The sequence below is a fragment of the Stenotrophomonas sp. TWI602 genome, assembly GCF_039674045.1.
Taxonomy (GTDB): Bacteria; Pseudomonadota; Gammaproteobacteria; order Xanthomonadales; family Xanthomonadaceae; genus Stenotrophomonas.
Map to the genome: position 1 here is coordinate 1 of NZ_JBDJMT010000002.1, position 16,855 is coordinate 16,855.

At 67.9% G+C, this 16,855-nt stretch carries 14 protein-coding genes; 10 read left to right on the plus strand and 4 right to left on the minus strand.

The genetic code is table 11. From position 1 onward, the window contains the following. Positions 1–174: 174 nt before the first annotated feature. On the minus strand, positions 175–1,386 hold the full coding sequence (gene tyrS / locus ABE483_RS02655) for a tyrosine--tRNA ligase (RefSeq protein ID WP_313208793.1): 1,212 nt from the start codon (positions 1,384–1,386) through the stop codon (positions 175–177). A gap of 168 nt (positions 1,387–1,554) precedes the next feature. Here tyrS and ABE483_RS02660 point away from each other — a divergent pair, with 168 nt between their 5' ends. Both ABE483_RS02660 and ABE483_RS02665 read left to right on the plus strand, forming a co-directional pair. Next, positions 1,555–3,018, plus strand: a complete 1,464-nt coding sequence (locus ABE483_RS02660; protein ID WP_346464600.1) for a peptidoglycan DD-metalloendopeptidase family protein — start codon at positions 1,555–1,557, stop codon at positions 3,016–3,018. Positions 3,019–3,084: 66 nt separating this feature from the next. Beyond that, positions 3,085–4,212, plus strand: coding sequence for an anhydro-N-acetylmuramic acid kinase (locus tag ABE483_RS02665; RefSeq protein WP_346481062.1), 1,128 nt, complete (start codon positions 3,085–3,087; stop codon positions 4,210–4,212). Between the two features lie 66 nt (positions 4,213–4,278). Here ABE483_RS02665 and ABE483_RS02670 read toward each other — a convergent pair whose 3' ends face one another. The 3 genes from ABE483_RS02670 to ABE483_RS02680 all read right to left on the minus strand — a co-directional run bounded on the left by ABE483_RS02670 (position 4,279) and on the right by ABE483_RS02680 (position 6,680). Continuing rightward, positions 4,279–4,506 carry a hypothetical protein gene (locus ABE483_RS02670; RefSeq protein WP_046272989.1) on the minus strand — a complete coding sequence of 76 codons (228 nt, stop codon included), beginning with the start codon at positions 4,504–4,506 and terminating at the stop codon, positions 4,279–4,281. A gap of 81 nt (positions 4,507–4,587) precedes the next feature. Further along, positions 4,588–5,883 (minus strand): MFS transporter, encoded by a 1,296-nt coding sequence (locus tag ABE483_RS02675; protein ID WP_313208796.1) that lies wholly within the window; start codon positions 5,881–5,883, stop codon positions 4,588–4,590. Next, the gene (locus tag ABE483_RS02680; RefSeq protein ID WP_346481063.1) at positions 5,880–6,680 is read right to left on the minus strand and encodes an exodeoxyribonuclease III; all 801 of its coding nucleotides are present in this window, start codon (positions 6,678–6,680) and stop codon (positions 5,880–5,882) included. The genes ABE483_RS02675 and ABE483_RS02680 overlap by 4 nt, the downstream gene beginning before the upstream one ends. A 207-nt stretch (positions 6,681–6,887) precedes the next feature. On the opposite strand from ABE483_RS02680, the gene pyrE reads away from it, so the two are divergent. The 8 genes from pyrE to ABE483_RS02720 all read left to right on the plus strand — a co-directional run bounded on the left by pyrE (position 6,888) and on the right by ABE483_RS02720 (position 16,739). Beyond that, positions 6,888–7,547: an orotate phosphoribosyltransferase gene (gene pyrE, locus ABE483_RS02685; protein WP_346481064.1), complete on the plus strand. Its 660-nt coding sequence runs from the start codon at positions 6,888–6,890 to the stop codon at positions 7,545–7,547. Positions 7,548–7,565: 18 nt separating this feature from the next. Beyond that, positions 7,566–8,228, plus strand: a complete 663-nt coding sequence (locus tag ABE483_RS02690) for a hypothetical protein (RefSeq protein WP_313208798.1) — start codon at positions 7,566–7,568, stop codon at positions 8,226–8,228. 585 nt (positions 8,229–8,813) lie between these two features. Beyond that, entirely contained in the window at positions 8,814–8,906 is a 93-nt protein-coding gene (locus ABE483_RS02695; RefSeq protein WP_019183961.1) for a potassium-transporting ATPase subunit F, read from the plus strand. Between the two features lie 12 nt (positions 8,907–8,918). Then, complete coding sequence (gene kdpA, locus ABE483_RS02700) at positions 8,919–10,637, plus strand: potassium-transporting ATPase subunit KdpA (protein WP_346481065.1); 1,719 nt, start codon at positions 8,919–8,921, stop codon at positions 10,635–10,637. An 11-nt stretch (positions 10,638–10,648) separates the two neighbouring features. Beyond that, positions 10,649–12,700 carry a potassium-transporting ATPase subunit KdpB gene (gene kdpB / locus ABE483_RS02705; RefSeq protein ID WP_346481066.1) on the plus strand — a complete coding sequence of 684 codons (2,052 nt, stop codon included), beginning with the start codon at positions 10,649–10,651 and terminating at the stop codon, positions 12,698–12,700. Continuing rightward, on the plus strand, positions 12,697–13,341 hold the full coding sequence (kdpC, locus tag ABE483_RS02710) for a potassium-transporting ATPase subunit KdpC (protein ID WP_313208801.1): 645 nt from the start codon (positions 12,697–12,699) through the stop codon (positions 13,339–13,341). The genes kdpB and kdpC overlap by 4 nt, the downstream gene beginning before the upstream one ends. Before the next feature lie 37 nt (positions 13,342–13,378). Next, on the plus strand, positions 13,379–16,039 hold the full coding sequence (locus ABE483_RS02715; RefSeq protein ID WP_346481067.1) for a sensor histidine kinase KdpD: 2,661 nt from the start codon (positions 13,379–13,381) through the stop codon (positions 16,037–16,039). After that, entirely contained in the window at positions 16,020–16,739 is a 720-nt protein-coding gene (locus ABE483_RS02720; RefSeq protein WP_313208803.1) for a response regulator transcription factor, read from the plus strand. The genes ABE483_RS02715 and ABE483_RS02720 overlap by 20 nt, the downstream gene beginning before the upstream one ends. The last annotated feature ends 116 nt before the right edge of the window (positions 16,740–16,855 follow it).

Here is a 16,855-nt window from a genome sequence, read left to right on the forward strand (position 1 = left end):
AAGTTGAAGTCCTGTTCCTTCGCGGTTGCCGCCTTGCGGTGGCCCCTGCGTCGGGGGAGGGAAAGTATGTCCCTATCCGGGGCGTTTGTGAAGGGGGGGGACGACATTTTTTCACGTCGTCTCTCCCACATTCATGCTGGAAGGGGTCCGGATCGCCCGAACCCCTTGTGCCACTTAGGCCGTGACCAGCAACACGCGTGCGAAGGTGCGCTTGCCGACCTGCAGCAGGCCTTCGAAACCGGGCACGAACACCTGCTGGGCATCCTCCACCACCTCGCCATCCACCTTCACCGCACGCTCTTTGAGCTTGCGGGAGGCCTCGGAGTTGCTCGGGGTGAGGCCGGCAGCCGTCAGCAGGGCGCCAATACGCAGGCCTTCGGCCGGAATGGTCACTTCCTGCAGCGGCAGCAGGGTCACATCGCCCTGCCCGGTCACCGCGGCATTCCAGCCGGCGATGGCCTGTTCGGCGGCCGCTGCATCGTGGAAGCGGGTGGTCAGCTCACGGGCCAGGCGCAGCTTCACCTCGCGCGGGTTCAACCCACCCGCCTCGACCTGTTCGCGCAGGGCCTTGGCCTCGGCCTGGCTGATATCAAAGGAGAGCAGCTCGATCCAGCGCCACATCAGGTCGTCGCCGATCTTCATGGTCTTGGTGACGATGTCGATGGCCGGCTCGCTGATACCAATATAGTTGTTGAGCGACTTGGACATCTTGGCCACGCCGTCCAGGCCTTCCAGCAGCGGCATGGTCAGCACGATCTGCGGCTTCTGCCCGTAGTGCTCCTGCAGGCCACGGCCCATCAGCAGGTTGAACTTCTGGTCGGTACCGCCCAGTTCGACGTCCGCTTCCAGCGCCACCGAGTCGTAGCCCTGCACCAGCGGGTACAGGAACTCGTGCAGGGCGATGGACTGCTGGGCGGCATAGCGCTTGGCGAAGTCGTCGCGCTCAAGCATGCGCGCCACGGTGTGCTGGCCGGCCAGGCGGATCATGTCGGCCGCGCCCATCTTGCCGAACCACTCCGAATTGAAGCGCACTTCGGTCTTTTCGCGGTCCAGCACCTTGAAGACCTGGTCTTCATAGGTACGCGCGTTGGCCAGCACGTCTTCCTTGGTGAGCGGCTTACGGGTGACGTTTTTGCCCGACGGGTCGCCGATCATCCCGGTGAAGTCGCCGATCAGGAAAATCACCTGGTGGCCGAGGTCCTGGAACTGGCGCAGCTTGTTCAACAGCACGGTGTGGCCCAGGTGCAGGTCCGGCGCAGTGGGGTCGAAGCCGGCCTTGACCCGCAGCGGACGGCCGCTTTCCAGACGCTGGCGCAGTTCGTCGGATTTGAGGATCTCATCGGCGCCTCGCCCGATCAGGGCAATGGCTTCTTCAATCGAGGACACGTGACAACTCCCGGCAATGCCTTATTTATATGAATGACGTTAAGTACAAGTTAACCGCAGGTGCTTCACAAAAGCCAATAGGCACAAGGGTTTGACGCGGTATTTATACCTGTCTATGTTACCGACGTTTGGGCCCGCGCTCCCGGGCCAGCCAGGAACAGACCGACGATGCTCAATTCCGATCAAGGCCGCGCGCGCAAGCAGCGCTTCAAGGAACGTCTCCACGTCCTCCACGACACCGCCCTCCATCGGAAGCTCAAACAGCATCTTCCCGCGGCCTTCAACCAGCGCTGGACCCGCCGCCACTGGATGCACGCCAGCCTGTTCGCCACCATCGGCGCCCTGGTGGCCACGATCGTCCCCGGCTTCTCGCACACCATCGACTCGCCCTACTCGGCCAGCCATTCGACCCTGGCGCTGCCGTTGCCGCCGCTGTCGCTGGAACGCCAGCAGCAGACCCCCGGCGACAGCTGGCAGGTGCTGCGCGTCCAGCGCGGCCAGACCCTGAGCAACCTCTTCGACCAGGCCGGCATCCCGGCCACGGTGATGCACCAGGTGCTGGAGCACCCCGGTGTGCGCGAATCGCTGACCAAGCTGCGCCCGGGGGCGGAGATCGCCTTCGACCTGCCGCTGTCCGGTGAGCTGCGCACGATCCGCTTCGACCGCGATGCCGACAACCGTGTAGAGCTGTCCCTGGCCGGCGACAAGATCACCGAAACGGTGAGCAAGCGCGAGAGCTCGACCCGGCGCGTGGTCGCCAGTGGCGAGATCACCAGCTCGCTGTATGCCGCCGCGCGCAAGGCGGGGTTGTCGCCCTCGGCGATCGCGACGATGACCGACGAGATCTTCAAGTACGACATCGACTTCTCCAAGGACCTGCAGCCGGGCGACCGCTTCAGCGTGGTGCTGGATGAAACCTGGCGCGAAGGCGAGAAGGTGGACACCAGCAAGATCCTCGCGGCGACCTTCAGCTCGGGCGGCAAGACCTACAGCGGCTTCCGCTTCGACCGCAACGGCAAATCCGAGTACTTCGATGCCAGCGGCCGGCCGCTGAAGAAGAGCTTCATCCGCATGCCGATCCAGTTCGCGCGCTTGAGCTCGAGCTTCGGCGCGCGCAAGCACCCGGTGCTGGGCAAGATGCGCATGCACAAGGGCGTGGATTACGCCGCGCGCACCGGCACCCCGATCATGGCCGCTGGCGATGCCCGCGTGCAGTTCGCCGGGACCCAGCGCGGTTACGGCAACGTGGTGATCCTGGATCATGGCCGCGGCCACACCACGCTGTACGGGCACATGTCGCGCTTCGGCAAGATCAAGACCGGCCAGCGCGTGGCGCAGGGCACGGTGATCGGCTATGTCGGCTCGACCGGCCTGGCGACCGGCCCGCACCTGCACTACGAATTCCGCGTCAACGGCGTGCACCGCAATCCACTGTCGGTGACGATGCCGCCGCCGGAGCCGCTGCAGGGCGCCGAGCTGGCGGCCTTCCGGGCGCAGACCGCCCCGGCCCTGGCGCGTATCCAGGGCATGGAAAAGCTGATCTACGCCGATGCCAGCCCGGCACCGGATGCCAAGGCCACCGATACGGCCACGGCGAAGGCCGGCAAGCCGGTCAAATCCACTCGCGGCTGATCGCTGCGATTGACGGCGGCAAGGGGTTGCGCGGAAGCTGCACGCAACCCGTTGGACCGCCTGACCATGACCGCTGCTGTTGACCCCACCACCCCGCTCTACCTGGGCCTGATGTCCGGCACCAGCGCCGACGGCATCGATGCCGCGCTGGTGCAGTTCCCCGCCGAGGGCGGTTGCCGCTTCGTCCATGGCCTGACCCACGACTGGGACCCGGCCATCCGCGCCGAGCTGATCGCACTGGGAGAAGGCGGCACCATCACCTCGCTTGATGCACTGGGCCGCCTTGATGCCCAGGTCGGGATCACGTTCGCCGCGGCCGCCAACCGCCTGCTGGACAGCGCGCGCATCGACCGCATCCAGGTGCAGGCGATCGGCTCGCATGGGCAGACCGTGCGCCATCGGCCGCTGGCCGACCCCGCCTTCACGATGCAGATCGGCGATGCCAACCGCATCGCCGAATTGACCGGCATCACCACCGTGGCCGATTTCCGTCGCCGCGACGTCGCCGCCGGCGGCCATGGCGCGCCGCTGATGCCGGCTTTCCACCTGGCGATGCTGGGGGACAGCGAGGAAGACCGTGCCGTGCTCAACCTGGGCGGCATCGGCAATCTCACCCTGATTCCGCGCGAGGGCACACCGCGCGGTTTCGATACCGGCCCGGCCAATGCGCTGATGGATGCGTGGTGCCAGCGCCATCGCGGCGAACCGTTCGATGCCGACGGCGCGTTCGCGGCCAGTGGCCAGGTGGATGCCGCGCTGCTGGCGCGCTGGCTGGCCGATCCGTGGTTCGCGCTGCCGCCGCCGAAGAGCACCGGGCGCGAGCAGTTCCACCTGGACTGGGCGCAGGCGCAGCTCGGCGAGGGGCAGGTGTCGGGCGCGGATGTGCAGGCCACCCTGCTGGAACTGACCGCCGCCACCGTGGCCGATGCGCTGCTGGCGCACCTGCCGGGTGCGAAGCGGGTGCTGGTGTGCGGCGGTGGGGTGCGCAACCCGCAGCTGCTGCGGCGCCTCGGCGCGCGTCTGCCGGGCGTGGTAATCGAGTCCAGCGCGATGCACGGGCTGGATCCGGATTATCTGGAGGCGATGGGGTTCGCCTGGTTGGCACAGCGCACGCTGGCCGGGCTGCCGGGCAACCTGCCGAGCGTCAGTGGCGCGCGGGGGCCGCGGATTCTCGGGGCGATCCACCTGGGCTGAGGGGCCACGGCGGGGGGCGCTGCGTGCGGCGGTGATCGCCGATGCGCCACTCGCGGCGTGCCGCCGTTACAGCCCCTGCGCGTCCGGCAACGCCTGCAGGGCGGCGATGGCATCGGCCAGCGCGTCGACCTCGGGATCGTGGAAGCCGCTGCGGACCTCCAGTTCGCTGGCGAACAGGCCTTGTTCCAGCAGCGCCACGCAGGTGTCCTCGCGGGTCCATCCGCGCGCAACCGCAATGCGGCGGATACGTTCCAGCAACAGCGGGTCCACCTCCCGCAGCAGTAGATCAGCCATCGCTCTCCCCGTTGGCGCGCCGCCATCCCCGCGGCCACTGTGCCGGCATGATCCATCAGGCGCTGCCGGCACGCAAACCCCTCAGGCCGTGCTGCGGTCCCGGATCCGTGGCCACAGCCAGACCAGCAGCAGCAGGGTCGGGATGACGGTGGTGGCGCTGAGGATGAAGAAGGTGCTGTAGGAGCTCGCCTCCACGATGTAACCGGAGACGCCGCCGACGAACTTGCCCGGCAGGTTGGCCAGCGAGACCAGCAGCGCGTACTGGGTGGCAGTGAAGTTGCGATCGGTCAGCGAGGACATGAAGGCGACCAGCACGGTGCCGGCAAAGCCCTGGAACAGGTTGTCCGCGCTCAGCGCCGCATAGAACGCCCACAGCTGGCCCGGGTTGTGCGCCATCAACAGGAACGCCAGGTTGGACAGCGCCACGCCCAGCGCGGCGACCAGCAGCATGCGGCGGAAGCCGAACGCGGCCACCGCGATGCCGCCGAGGAAGGCACCGCCGATGCCCATCCACACCCCGAACAGCTTGGAGACGGTGGCGATATCGGCTTTGGTGAAGCCCGAATCCAGATAGAACGGACCGGCCATCACCCCGATCACCTGATCCGGGAACTTGTAGAGCCCGACGAAGGCCAGCAGCACCAGCGCCAGCACCACGCCGTTGGTGCTGAAGAAGCTGGCGATCGGCTGCCAGAAGGCTCCGAAGAAATCGATCCGGCGCTGGATGCGCACTTCCGGCTGTTCCGGCTCGCGGCACAGCAGCGTGGTGATGATCGGCAGGATCATCAACGCGGCCATGGCCAGGTACGCCACGATCCAGCTCTCGAACTGGGCCAGGTACAACGCGCCCGCGCCGGCCAGGATCAGGCCGATGCGATAGCCCAGCGTGTAGGTCGCGGCGAGTGCCGCCTGCGCGCTCTCCGGTGCGATCTCGATGCGGTAGGCATCGACCACCGAATCCTGGGTGGCGCCGGCGAACGAGGCCACCAGCACCCACAGGACCAGTGGGGTGACGCCGAGTTCGGGGCGCACGAACGCCAGCGCGAACAACCCACCGGTGACCGCGATCTGCGAGGCGAGCAGCCAGGAACGGCGGCGGCCGAGGAAGCCGATCAGCGGAAACGCGTAGCGGTCGATCAGCGGCGCCCAGACGAACTTCATCAGATAGAAGAAGCTGGCCAGGCTGATCAAACCGATGCTGCCCAGGTCCAGGCCGACATCACGCAGCCGGGTGGACAGGGTCTGCGAGGCGATCAGCAGGAACGGCAAGCCGCTGCCGAAGCCCAGGAAGGCCATCGTCAGCGCCGAGGGCGTACCGAAGGCACGCTTGATCCCCGCCCAGCCCTTGTAGGACATCGGCTCGACCGCTTCACTCATGGGGCGTAGTCCACCGTGAACGGGGCATGGTCGGAGAAGCGCTCATCGCGATAGACCGAGCAGTTGCGCAGGCGCTCGCGCAGGCCCGGGCTGACGAACTGGTAATCGATGCGCCAACCGACGTTATTGGCGCGCGCCTGGCCGCGGTTGCTCCACCAGGTGTAGTCCTCGCCCTGCGGGTGCAGCAGGCGGTAGGCATCCGTCCAACCCTGGCCGGCGGCGATATCCAGCGCCTGGTCGGCATCCACGCACTGGCCGTTGAGCCAGTCGCGCTCGGGCGGCAGGCAGCCGGAGTTCTTCTGGTTGGATTTCCAGTTCTTGATGTCCAGCGCCGAGCGCACGATGTTCCAGTCGCCGCACAGGACGTAGTCGCGGCCACTGGCCAGCCACTCGGCCAGGATCGGGCGCAGCCATTCCATCACTTCGTACTTGAAGCCCTGGCGCAGGTCGCCCGAGCTGCCCGAGGGGATATAGAAGGAGACCACGCTGAGGTTGCCGTAGCGCGCCTCGATGTAACGGCCTTCATCGTCGAACGGGGCCCAGCCCAGCGAGGTGATCACCTGGTCCGGCTCGCGCTTGCTGTAGATGGCGACCCCACTGTAGCCCTTCTTGGTGATGGCGTCGCGGTAGAAGCAGTGGTGGCCGTCCGGGCGGAACATCGGGTCGGTCAGCTGGTCTTCCTGGGCCTTGGTTTCCTGGATGCACAGGACGTCGGCGTCCTGGGCGCGGAACCACTCGAGAAAGCCCTTGGTGGCGGCGGAACGGATGCCATTGGCGTTGAAACTGATGATGCGCATGCTGACCCGGGTCTGGAACGATACCCGCAAGAGCATACCGTTTCGGCCCTTGCAGGGGCTGGCTGGAAACGGACGCGATTACCGCGCGCCGGGGCCTTTGCAGGTTGTCGCACCGCCCCATGCGACACCGGGCCGCAGGGGCCGGCGAGCGGAAAAGTGCGGGCATGCATTAGGATTTGCGCTCCAAATGAATTGAATTGAGTCTTGATGAGCGACCATCGCCACCGTTTCCTGCAACTGGCCCTGACCGCCGATGCCCTGCGTTTCGGCCAGTTCACCCTGAAGTCCGGCCGTCTGAGCCCCTATTTCTTCAATGCCGGCCGGTTCGATTCCGGCGCGCGCATGTCCCAGCTGGCGGCCTGCTACGCCGATGCCGTGGAAGCGACCGGGCTGAAGTTCGACGTCGTGTTCGGCCCGGCCTACAAGGGCATTCCGCTGGCCACCGCGACCGCCTGTGAATTCGCCCAGCGCGGCCGCGACCTGCCGCTGTCGTTCAACCGCAAGGAAGCCAAGGACCACGGCGAAGGCGGCAACCTGATCGGCGCCGACATGAATGGCAAGCGCGTGCTGATCGTGGATGACGTGATCACCGCCGGCACCGCGATCCGCGAGGCACTGACGATCATCAAGGGTGCTGGTGGCACCCCGGCCGGCATCGTGGTCGCACTGGACCGCCAGGAGATCGCCTCGGAAACCGACCGCCGTTCGGCCGCGCAGTCCGTGGCCGAAGAAGCCGGCATTCCGGTGGTCGCCGTGGCCACGCTGGCCGACCTGCTTGATTTTGCCTCCGGAAATCCGGAACTTGTCGGCTACCGGCAGCCGCTGGAGGACTATCGTTCCCGCTACGGCAGCCGTCCTACGCGTTGAGAGCAGGGGGCTTTCACCATGTCCAGGTTTGCCACGTTCACCGTTGTCGGCCTGTTGCTGGCCGTGCCGCTGTTGCCTGCCCAGGCGCAGAAGCGCACGGCCGATGCGACGCCGAAGAAGCTGTACTGCTGGAACAAGGGCAGCGAGCGGATCTGCAGTGATGCCCTGCCCCAGGAGGCGGTGAACAGCGCGCGCGAGGAGTTCAACCTGCGCAGCGGCATGCGCAGTGGGCAAGTGCAGCGCGCGTTGACCGACGAGGAACGCGCCGACGCTGCTGCGCAGGCCGCGCAGCAGCGCCTGGACCTGGCGGCCGAGCAGACCCGCCAGCGCACCGAGCAGGCCATGCTGGCCACGTACGAGAACGAGGACGACCTGCGCCGGGTGTTCGCCGAGCGCAGCGGGATCCTGGACAACAACATCCACACCGCCAGTTATAACGTGGCCAGCGTGCGTGATGCGCTGGTCACGCTGCTGGCCAGCGCGGGCAACCGCGAGCTGGATGGGCAGCCGGTGCCGGACAAGCAGGCCGAGCGCATCCGTGAGCGGCATGCCGAGCTGGTGGCGCAGCGGCGCATGCAGGCATCGTTCGAGCAGCAGCGCCAGGCGCTGGATGTGGAGATCGAGAGCACGCTGCAGCGTTATCGGTTGCTGAAGGGTGTGGGGAGCGATCCGCGCGGGTAAGGGTGGATGTGCGATAGCGTTGAAACGAAGGCGGCCTTTTGGCCGCTTTTTTTGTGTTGTCCTCGCGGCAAGTGTGAAGCGCTCTGGACGTTCTCAAGCGCGGCGGTCGATGGGTCGGGCGCTGGGGCGCTATGCCCTTGTCGGCGAATGTCCCCCGGTGCCGGCCTGCGGCCGTCCCCTCCTCCTTGATTTCGCCCACAAGGGCATAGCACCCCGCGTTTACAGACCACTGGCGCCCAACAGCGAAGTCCGCTTTACCACACGCTGAGCTCCGTAGCGGCCGGCAGGTCCCTGGGCAAAATCAAGGAGGAGGCTGTCGCCGTCAGGCGGCGGCCGGGGGACATTTGCCGAGGGGCCTGCCGGTCGCTGCGGGGCGTAACGTTCGCACCAAAGACGCACCTTTTTATGCACTTTTTACGGGAGTCGCCGGTTTCGGGCGTGGAGCGTTTATGCCGGGCAGGCAGACCATGAGCGCCTGACGTGGAGTGGTTCCACCTGGACGTCCCATGCACCTGTATCTGCCTGTCTCCCCCGCCGGTGCCCCGTGCACCGCGCGCTCCCTTTCCCGCGTTTGAGGCCACGACCATGTCTGCCTGGCTTTCCCTGCTGTGCGGCGTGCTGGTGCTCGTTGCCGCCGCCTACCTGTTGTACGTCGTGCTTCGGCCCGAAACCTTCTGACCGGAGCCGACCATGACCGAGATCCTGTTGATCCTGCTGGCCAGCATCGTGCTGGCCTTTCCGCTGGGGCTGTACCTGGCCCGGGTGATGCGCGGTGGCCCGATGCGCGGCGACGCGCTGTTCGGGTGGATTGAAAAACCGCTGTACCGGCTGCTCGGGGTGAACCCGGCGCGCGGCATGTCCTGGCGTGGCTACGTGGGTGCCTTCCTGCTCAGCAACGTGGTGATCGCGGTGCTGGTGCAGGCGGTCTTCATGACCCAGGCCTGGCTGCCGTTCAATCCCGACCAGATTCCCAACATGCGCTGGGATACCGCGCTGCACACGATGGTGTCGTTCCTGACCAACACCAACCAGCAGCACTATTCCGGCCAGGCGCAGCTGTCCTACTTCGCGCAGATGACCGCGATCACCGGGCTGCAGGTGGTGACGCCGATGATGGGCCTGGCGCTCGTGGTGGCCACCCTGCGTGCACTGTTCAGTGCGCGCCCTGAGGACGTGCCGGCTGACCAGGCCGCGCTGCTCAGTGCGGACCGCCGTGTCGATGTGGGCAACTACTACGCCGATGTGGTGCGCGCGTGCGTGCGCTTCATGCTGCCGCTGTGCCTGTTGTGGGCGGTGCTGCTGACCAGCCAGGGCGTGCCCGCCACGTTCGCTGGTGGTCCGCAGGCCACGCCGATCGATGCCGCGGCCGGCGTGGACACGCAGAAGATTCCGCTCGGCCCGGTCGCGGCGATGGTCGCGGCCAAACAGCTGGGCACCAACGGCGGTGGCTGGTACGGCCCCAACAGCGCGATGCCGCTGGAGAACCCGACCCCGCTGTCCAATGCGCTGGAACTGATCGGCATCCTGCTGATCCCGATCGCGGTGATCTTCATGCTCGGCGCGTTCACCGGACGCAGGCGCCTGGCCGGGCTGGTGTTCGGCTGCATGCTGGCGATGTCCAGCGTGTCGATTGCCGCCACGGTGTGGCTGGAGGGTCACTCGGCCACGGCGGCCAGCCCGCTGCTGATGGAGGGCAAGGAAGTGCGCTTCGGTGCCGATGGCACGGGGCTGTGGGCCGCGATCACCACCCAGGTATCGAACGGTTCGGTCAACGGCATGCATGACTCGCTCAGTCCGCTGGCCGGTGCCGTGCCGATGGTCAACATGCTGGTGAATGCGATCTGGGGTGGCATCGGCTGTGGCCTGCAGCAGTTCCTCGTGTACCTGCTGCTGGGCGTGTTCCTGGCCGGGCTGATGACCGGCCGCACCCCGGAACTGTTCGGCCGCAAGCTGGAAACGCCGCAGGTGCGCCTGCTTGCGCTGCTGGTGCTGTTGCAGCCGATCACCATCCTGGGCTTCACCGCGCTGACCCTGGCGATCCCGTCGATCACCGGCACCTCCAACCCCGGCTTCCACGGCATCAGCCAGGTGTTCTACGAGTACACCTCGGCGTTCGCCAACAACGGCTCGGGCTTTGAGGGCCTCGGTGATGCCACGGTGTGGTGGAACCTGAGCTGCACCCTGGTGCTGCTGCTGGGTCGCTACCCCGTGCTGGTGATCCCGTTGATCGTGGCCGCGCAGCTGGCGGCCAAGCGGCGTGCGCCGGAATCGGCCGGCACGCTGCAGATCGAAACCCCGACCTTCGCGCTGACCCTGATCGCGCTGATCGTCATCCTCACCGTATTGCAGTTCATGCCGGCGCTGGTCCTTGGCCCGGTGGCCGACCACCTGTCGCTGACGCTGCACTGAGACCGCCTCCCATGAGTACGTATCCGTTGAACGTTTCTTCCCACCGCCGCCAGCGCCTGCTGGATGGTGCCGGCTGGCGCCGTGCCCTGCGCGATGCCGTGATCAAGCTCTCGCCGCGGCACCTGCTGCACAGCCCGGTCATGGCCGTGGTGATGGTCGGCACGGTGGTCAGCGCACTGGTGACGCTGAGCGGCAATGCGCCGCTGGGCTTCGGCCTGGCGGTCACCGCGATCCTGCTGCTGACCGTGCTGTTCGGCAACTTCGCCGAGGCTGTCGCCGAAGCGCGTGGCCGCGGCCAGGCGGCCTCGCTGCGGCGTGCCCGCCAGGACCTCACCGCGCGCCGGCTGGCCGCCGCGCATGCCGGGGCCAGTGAAACCCAGGTCCCGGCGGCCGAACTGCGCCCGGGCGATCACGTGATTGTCAGTGCCGGCGAGTTGATCCCGGCCGATGGCGAGATCGTGCAGGGCCTGGCCACGATCAACGAAGCGGCGGTGACCGGTGAATCGGCGCCCGTGCTGCGCGAGGCCGGTACCGACCGCAGTGGTGTGATTGGCGGCACCAAGGTGCTTTCCGACCAGATCATCGTGCGCATCACCGCCGAGCCGGGCCACAGCTTCCTGGACCGGATGATCGCGCTGGTGGAAGGCGCGAACCGCCAGAAGACCCCGAACGAGGTTGCCCTGACCCTGCTGCTGGCGGCGATGACGCTGACCTTCCTGGTGGTGGTGGCGACGCTGCCGGCGATCGGCGCCTTCGTGGGCGTACAGGTCGATCCGCTGCTGCTGATCGCGCTGCTGGTGTGTCTGATCCCGACCACCATCGGCGGCCTGCTGCCGGCCATCGGCATCGCCGGCATGAACCGTGCGCTGGCCGCCAACGTGCTGGCCAAGTCCGGCAAGGCGGTGGAAGTAGCTGGCGATGTGGACGTGCTGCTGCTCGACAAGACCGGCACCATCACCTACGGCGACCGCCAGGCCACGTATTTCCATGCCCTCGCCGGTATCGACGCCAGCCAGCTGCGCGAGGCGGCGCTGCTCTCCTCGCTGGCCGACCCGACCCCGGAAGGCAAGTCGGTGGTGCGGCTGGCGCGTGAGCAGGGCTGCACGACGGCCGAGCCGGACCGTGCGGACTATCTGGCCTTCAGTGCGCAGACCCGCATGTCCGGCGTCGATCTGGACGGCGGCCGCCGCATCCGCAAGGGCGCCTCCGATGCGATCACCGCGTATGTGCGTGCGCTGGGCGGCACGGTGCCGTCGGAGCTGACCGGACGCGTGGAACAGGTGGCACGCAACGGTGCGACACCGCTGGTGGTGTGCGAAGGCCGGCATGTGCTGGGCGTGATCGAGCTGTCGGACGTGGTCAAGCACGGCATGCGCGAGAAGTTCGCGCAGCTGCGCGCGATGGGCATCCGCACGGTGATGATCACCGGCGACAACCCGCTCACCGCTGCGGCGATCGCGGCCGAGGCCGGCGTGGACGATTACATCGCCGAGGCCCGCCCCGAAGACAAGCTGGCCCGCATCCGGGCCGAGCAGGCCGGTGGGCGGCTGGTGGCGATGGTCGGCGACGGCACCAACGATGCACCGGCACTGGCCCAGGCCGACATCGGGCTGGCGATGAACTCCGGTACGCAGGCGGCCAAGGAGGCCGGCAACATGGTCGACCTGGATTCGGATCCGGCCAAGCTGCTGGCGGTCGTTGAAGTGGGCAAGCAGCAGCTGATCACGCGCGGTGCGCTGACCACCTTCTCGCTGGCCAACGATGTCTCCAAGTATTTCGCGATCCTGCCGGCGCTGTTCGCCTCGACCCTGCCGGCGATGGCGGCGTTGAACGTGATGCACCTGTCCAGCCCGCGCAATGCAGTGCTGGCGGCACTGATCTTCAACGCCCTGGTGATCCCGGCGCTGATCCCGCTGGCGTTGCGCGGGGTGCGCTTCCGCCCGGCCACGGCCACGGCGCTGCTGCGCCGGAACATGCTGGTGTACGGCCTGGGCGGCGTGCTGCTGCCGTTTGCGGCCATCAAAGTGATCGACCTCTTCCTTGTCTCGGTATTCGGCGCATGAACCGCTCGCTTGCTACGTCCGTTCCCCGTTCCGCGCGCAGCCGCGCTGCTGCCCCTACCCAGCTGCAGCAGGACAGCGCCTGGCGCCCGGCCCTCGTGCTCGGCATAAGCAGCCTGCTGCTGCTCGGCCTGGCCTACGCGATGGCCACCACCAGCGTAAGCCGGCTGCTGTTTCCGGCGCAGGCCGATGGCAGCCTGCTGATCCGGGATGGACAGGTACGCGGTTCGCAGTTGATCGCCCAACCGTTCGTGGGCGACGGCTACTTCCAGGCGCGGCCGTCGGCGGCCAACTACGATCCGATGGCCGCCGCCGGCAGCAACATGGCGCGCAGCAACCCGGCGCTGCAGCAACGGGTGCAGGCGGCGATCACTGCGGTGGCCGCACGCGAAGGCGTGCCTGCCGCCCAGGTTCCCGGCGATCTGGTGACCCAGTCCGGCGCCGGCATGGACCCGGAGATCTCCCCGGCCGCCGCGCAGGTGCAGATTGCCCGGGTGGCACGCAGCCGTAGCCTGCCGGTGGAGCGCGTCGCCGCGTTGGTGCAGGCCAATACCCGGGGCCCGCAATGGGGCGTGTTCGGCCAGCCGCGGGTGAACGTGATGACGTTGAACCTGGCGCTGGATGATCTCAAGGCGCGACCGTGATGCCGGGATCGCGCGAACCGGCGCACAATCCCCGCCCATGAGCGACTCCCGTACCCGCCAGGCCGACGCCCTGGTCGACACCCTGCAGCGCGAAGCCGGCGGCAAACTCACCGTGTTCCTGGGTGCGGCACCGGGCGTGGGCAAGACCTTCAGCATGCTCACCCGCGCGCATGAGCAGCTGCGCCGCGGCGTGGATGTGGTGATCGGGCTGGTGGAAACCCACGGCCGCGCCGAGACCTCGGCGCTGCTGGCGGGCCTGCCGCAGGTGCCGTTGCTGCAGCGCGAGTATCAACAGCACGCACTGGAGGAGATGGACCTGGACGCGGTGCTGGCACGTCGCCCGGCGCTGGTGCTGGTGGACGAACTGGCGCATCGCAACGTGCCCGGCAGTCGCCACGAGCGGCGCTGGCAGGACGTGATGGAGCTGCTGGATGCCGGCATCGACGTGTGGACGACGGTCAACATCCAGCATCTGGAAAGCCTCAACGACGTGGTCATGCGGATCACCGGGGTGCGGGTCAGCGAGACCGTGGCCGATGCGGTGCTCGACCGCCTGCACGACATCGTGCTGGTGGACCTGCCGCCGCGCGAACTGATCGAGCGGCTGCAGCAGGGCAAGGTCTACGTGCCGGAGCAGGCGGCGCAGGCGTTGCAGGCGTTCTTCTCGCCGGCCAACCTGACCGCGCTGCGCGAGCTGGCCATGCAGGAAGCCGCCGATCGCGTGGACAGCAGCCTGCGCGAAACCCGTGCCGCGCGCGGCGAAGGCAACCTGCCGCTGCGCCGGCGGGTGCTGGTGGCGATCGATGGCGGCGGCCAGAGCGAGTACCTGGTGCGGGTCGGCCGGCGCATCGCCGAGCGGCGCGATGCGCCGTGGACGGTGGTGACGGTGCAGGCGCGCGCGCACGACGAGCAGACCCGGCGCGAGATCGATGCCGCCTTCGCCCTGGCCCGCCGCCTCGGGGGTGAAGCGGAGCTGCTGCATGGCTCCAGCATCGCCGATGCGCTGCTGGACCATGCCGCACACAACGGTGTCTCCACGCTGGTGCTGGGCCGCACACGCGAGCGGCCGCTGGCACGCATGCTCAACCGCACGCTGACCCAGCAGCTGATCCGACGCGGCGCGCATTTCGAGATCACCATCATCGGTACACCACAGGCACGTGCGCGGGCACGCCGGTCCGGGCTGTCGATACCCAGCCGCAGCGCCGGCAAGGATGCGCTGCTGGCAGTGGGGGCCACTGCGGCCGCCTGCCTGGTGGCGCTGGTCGCCGAACGCTGGATCGGGCTGTACGACCTGTCGATGGTCTTCATCGTGGCGGTAGTGATGGTCGCTGCGCGCAGCCGCACCAGTGCGGCGGTGATCGCCGCCGCGCTGTGTTTCCTCGCCTACAACTTCTTCTTCATCGCGCCGCGCTTCACCTTCGCGATCAGCGCGCGGCAGGGCGTGATCACGGTCTTCCTGTTCCTGGCCGCCGCCTTGGTGGCAGGGCGGTTGGCCTCGCGCCTGCGCATGCAGGTGGTGGCCTTGCGCGCCGCCAACCGGCACGCGCATGCGCGCCAGGCACTGGGCCGGCAGCTGGCCAGTGCGCCCAGCAACGAGCAGGTCGCGCAGGCCGGTCGGGAAGCGCTGGAGCAGGCGATGGATGCCCCGGCGTGGCTGCGCATCGGGCAGTACACCAGCGCCAGTGGCAGCGCCGCGCCAGGTGATACGGATCTGGCCGCGGCCGACTGGGCGCACCGGCACGGCCAGCCCAGCGGGCGCTTCACCGATACGCTGGCCGGTGCCGGCTGGTGGTTCCTGCCGCTGCTGGACGGCGACGACCGGGCGATCGGCGTGGCCGGCATGCGCTTCCCGCGCGAGGCGCCGCGGCTCACGCCCGAGCAGCGCCAGCTGGCCGAGGCGATGGTGGACGATATCGCGCAGGCTGCGCTGCGCACCCAGCTGGTGGCCGATCTGGAGAAGGCGCACGTGAGCAACGAGACCGAGCGGCTGCGCTCGGCGTTGCTGTCCTCGGTGTCGCATGACCTGCGCTCGCCGCTGGCGGCGATGATCGGCTCGGCCGACAGCCTCTCCAGCTACGCCGATGCGATGGATGCCAGTGACCGGCGCGCCCTGCTGGATACCATCCTGGTCGAAGGCGAGCGCCTGGACCGCTACATCCAGAACCTGCTGGACATGACCCGGCTCGGCCATGACGGCCTGCAGATCAACCGCGACTGGATCGGCGTGGATGAGCTGGTCGGTTCGGCCGCGCGCCGCCTGCAGCGCTATCAGCCCGACGTGCTGCTCAAGCTGGATATTCCCGCTGAACTGGCGCCGATCTGGGTGCATCCGGCGCTGGTCGAGCAGGCGGTGTTCAACGTGATGGAGAACGCGGCCAAGTTCTCCCCGCCCGGTGCGGCGGTGGAGGTGCAGGCGCGGCTGGTCGAGGGCGAATTGCGCATCGACGTGCTCGATGCCGGCCCCGGTATTCCCGACGACGAGCGGGCGCGCATCTTCGACATGTTCTACAGCGTGGAGCGCGGCGACCGTGGCCGGCATGGCACGGGCCTGGGCCTGACCATCTGCCAGGGCATGATCGGGGCGCATGGCGGCAGCGTGCAGGCGCTGCCGGGCCGCGACGGACGCGGTACCCTGATCCGCATCACCCTGCCCTTGCTGCAGCCCCACCCTGCCGATGACACCGATGATTCCTGAGGCTTCCCACGGCGTGCCCCCGGCGCGTGTGCTGGTGATCGACGATGAAGCGCAGATCCGGCGCTTCCTGGAGATCAGCCTGCGCGCGCAGGGCTACCGCGTGTCCCAGGCCGCCACCGGCCAGGCCGGGCTGGAAGCGCTGGTCGGCGAAGGGGCGGACCTGGTGATCCTGGATATCGGCCTGCCCGACATGGAAGGCCATGACGTGCTGGGCGAGCTGCGTCAGTGGAGCCAGGTGCCGGTGATCATGCTGACCGTGCGCGCCAGCGAGACCGAGAAGGTGCGGGCGCTGGATGCCGGCGCCAACGACTACGTGACCAAGCCGTTCGGCACGCAGGAGCTGATGGCGCGCGTGCGTGCCCTGCTGCGCTCGCGCACGGTCTCCAGCGAGGGCGTGCTGCCCCAGTTCGATGATGGGCACCTGCATATCGACCTGGTGCGGCGCGAAGTACATCTGGAGGGTGCGCCGGTGGCACTGACACGCAAGGAGTACGCGTTGTTGTCACTGCTGCTGCGCAATGCCGGGCGGGTCGTGACCCAGCCGCAGATCCTGCAGGACATCTGGGGGCCGACACACCAGCACGACACGCATTACCTGCGGATTCTGGTTGGCAAGCTGCGCCACAAGCTGGGCGATTCGGCGCTGGATTCGCGCTATCTGTTCACCGAGCCCGGCGTGGGGCTGCGGTTCAAGGGGTGATCAACGGCATCCACGCATGGCGTGGATCTACACGGTCCCGTGCACGACCATGCATAGGGCAGGTGCACAGGTTCCGACAGGGTAGATCCACGCCATGCGTGGATGCGCCCTCCTGG

Excerpts from the sequence above, each read along its gene's own strand:
- ABE483_RS02660 (WP_346464600.1), top strand. The coding sequence starts at position 1,555 with ATGCTCAATTCCGATCAAGGCCGCGCGCGCAAGCAGCGCTTCAAGGAA.
- ABE483_RS02665 (WP_346481062.1), top strand. The coding sequence starts at position 3,085 with ATGACCGCTGCTGTTGACCCCACCACCCCGCTCTACCTGGGCCTGATG.
- ABE483_RS02670 (WP_046272989.1), bottom strand. The coding sequence starts at position 4,506 with ATGGCTGATCTACTGCTGCGGGAGGTGGACCCGCTGTTGCTGGAACGT.
- ABE483_RS02675 (WP_313208796.1), bottom strand. The coding sequence starts at position 5,883 with ATGAGTGAAGCGGTCGAGCCGATGTCCTACAAGGGCTGGGCGGGGATC.
- ABE483_RS02680 (WP_346481063.1), bottom strand. The coding sequence starts at position 6,680 with ATGCGCATCATCAGTTTCAACGCCAATGGCATCCGTTCCGCCGCCACC.
- pyrE (WP_346481064.1), top strand. The coding sequence starts at position 6,888 with ATGAGCGACCATCGCCACCGTTTCCTGCAACTGGCCCTGACCGCCGAT.
- ABE483_RS02690 (WP_313208798.1), top strand. The coding sequence starts at position 7,566 with ATGTCCAGGTTTGCCACGTTCACCGTTGTCGGCCTGTTGCTGGCCGTG.
- ABE483_RS02695 (WP_019183961.1), top strand. The coding sequence starts at position 8,814 with ATGTCTGCCTGGCTTTCCCTGCTGTGCGGCGTGCTGGTGCTCGTTGCC.
- kdpA (WP_346481065.1), top strand. The coding sequence starts at position 8,919 with ATGACCGAGATCCTGTTGATCCTGCTGGCCAGCATCGTGCTGGCCTTT.
- kdpB (WP_346481066.1), top strand. The coding sequence starts at position 10,649 with ATGAGTACGTATCCGTTGAACGTTTCTTCCCACCGCCGCCAGCGCCTG.
- kdpC (WP_313208801.1), top strand. The coding sequence starts at position 12,697 with ATGAACCGCTCGCTTGCTACGTCCGTTCCCCGTTCCGCGCGCAGCCGC.
- ABE483_RS02715 (WP_346481067.1), top strand. The coding sequence starts at position 13,379 with ATGAGCGACTCCCGTACCCGCCAGGCCGACGCCCTGGTCGACACCCTG.
- ABE483_RS02720 (WP_313208803.1), top strand. The coding sequence starts at position 16,020 with ATGACACCGATGATTCCTGAGGCTTCCCACGGCGTGCCCCCGGCGCGT.